2 protein-coding genes are annotated in these 2,077 nt (G+C 50.2%); both read right to left on the minus strand.

Annotated features, from left to right (window positions below):
* On the minus strand, nucleotides 1-712 hold a 712-nt coding region (locus tag BLL38_RS29815; protein WP_076965368.1), incomplete at its 3' end, for a hypothetical protein.
* 63 nt (nucleotides 713-775) lie between these two features.
* Nucleotides 776-1,756, minus strand: a complete 981-nt coding sequence (locus tag BLL38_RS29820) for a ParB/RepB/Spo0J family partition protein (RefSeq protein WP_076965369.1) — start codon at nucleotides 1,754-1,756, stop codon at nucleotides 776-778.
* Between the last annotated feature and the right edge of the window lie 321 nt (nucleotides 1,757-2,077).

The following is a 2,077-nucleotide window of genomic DNA, read 5'->3' on the forward strand; positions in this document are numbered from 1 at the left end:
GTGAATAGTCCTGCGTTGCTGCCTGCCTGAAGGTGTCCGGATGGCCGTGGAATCGGTGTCCGGATGCTTGTGGAATTAGTGTCCGGATGTCGGTGGAATGGGTGTCCGGATGATCATGGAATCCGCAGCTCTGCATATTCTCGATCGCGGTTTCGGCGGCTTTTCGCGCCTTACCGAAGAGTATTTCCTTACCTTCAAGCAGGGTGTCCAAGCGATTATTTTCTCGACGAAGTTGCTTTGCTATGGAGTCGAAATCCTCACCCTCCGGTGCTTTTTGTCCCTGAAGTTTAAATTCCATTGCCTGGGTGTGCTTTGACATCAAGTCACGGACAACGCTACGTTGCCTGTCGCTTTGCTCGTCGAAACCGGTGATGCTGCCGAGAAACTTTACGACTGCTTTCGCACTGGCCAAGGCTTTAGGACCTACCTCTAATTTCCCTGGGCTTGTTTGTGCAGCTGCCTGGTCAGCTTTCCCTCCAGGGACATCATGATTTTTGGATGGAACATTGTCAGCATCTGCCTGGTGATCGGGAGTCTGTCCCGGGATATGCTCAAAGCTCTGCACCTGCTTCTGAAGAGAGCGCACGTCGCTACCTGGCACCTCGTTTGTAGTGTTTGCATCATCGACGACAAATCCTGACGCGGTGTTGCTATCCACCCCAAAGAGGTTAGGGCCAAAATCCATAACGGTATCGTCCTGGGACGTTTGCATCTGGGTATTCCTTTCAGTGCGGGCTTTGATCTATCAAAACACCTGGCCAGAAAATCCCAACCTTCATGGTTCCTCAGCGTATTTGGATTGCATTTTGACCTTAACCCGGGGTTCAAGTCTTTTCGCTATATCTACTACAAAGGCCAAGAATTGAAGATCTAGCCCTTCTTCAACCTCATTCATGATGTCGTCAGCAACACCCTCTGCCTCTCGCCCAAAATGCATGCCGGCATCAGCCATTTCGAAAAGCAATTGAGCTGCAGGTTTTCTTTCCAATGTATAAAAAGCCTCCGACTCTTGTTCTCTAGCTGCTACCAGGTTACGAGGAGTGTCAGGAGGCTCTGCATCGTCCTCGACTTCAAGTGGTACTGGAGGAGGCAAGGAACCCGATTTATCTGTTGGCGGGACTACCTTCTTGGGGGAACCAGTTGTTGCCCTGCCCTCTTCCCTCATATCTTTAGCTGCTTTACGAATCGCCCTGGGCCCGCGGCTACATAACTCTTGCTGTGTTTCTTTCTGCAGCTTGGCCACCTGCTCAGCCGCAGAGACGCTGACTTCGCCGGCCTTCACTGCATCCAGTAACTCTTGGGTGCCGTTCCGGACAACTTTACAAGCTGAGGATACCGAGCGAGGACTGATACCTAACACTTTAGCTGCCTGCTCAATAGCCATTTTAGCCGCTTCCAACTCTTGCCCCGCAGCTTTCTCAAGATCAACCGTTATGGCACTACTCCCGCGTAGGGAGGAAAGCTCGGCAGCAATCAGTGCACGCTGTGCAATAGTGAGCTGCCGGCGATACAGGTTGAGGGAGAGGACGTAACCCAGGGCATCATCTCCCGTGAACTCCTCTCTCATGGGTTCGATCAGCAGATCCTTGCAAACTCGATAGCGATTACGGCCATCAAGGATCTTCCCTTCGTAAAGAACGATCGGCTCGCGCTGCCCGTTAGCATCGATGTCATCAAGCAAGGCCTGGTACTCATCACCAACAATTAGCGGAAACAGTTGAGCGTAATCGTGAAACTCCAAATCTACGTTTTGCATATGCAGCTTCTCGTTCCATGTTCTATCAAGAAACGATAAACCGGGTAAAAATTGGAATGACGCTTTTTCAAGTCGTTTTCACGTCTGATTTTGAGTGGCGTTGTTATCCGTCAGTATAAAATCCAAGGCAAAAAAAACCCTGCCGTTTTAAGCAGGGATTGTGATTGCCAATATTTCTGGAGAACATTAAATCAGGCGGTTGCAGGAGCTGAGTGCAACACGGTTATTGAATTGACGCAGGAGCATCATATTGCATAGCCAAGGCTTTCTGCATCACTTCGCTCATGACTTCGATAGGACATTTGAAATCGAAGCGCTTAC

This window comes from Pseudomonas gessardii, from assembly GCF_001983165.1.
In the GTDB taxonomy this organism is placed as follows: Bacteria; Pseudomonadota; Gammaproteobacteria; order Pseudomonadales; family Pseudomonadaceae; genus Aquipseudomonas; species Aquipseudomonas gessardii.

Coding starts and splice junctions, on each gene's coding strand:
- BLL38_RS29820 (WP_076965369.1), bottom strand. CDS start 1,756: ATGCAAAACGTAGATTTGGAGTTTCACGATTACGCTCAACTGTTTCCG.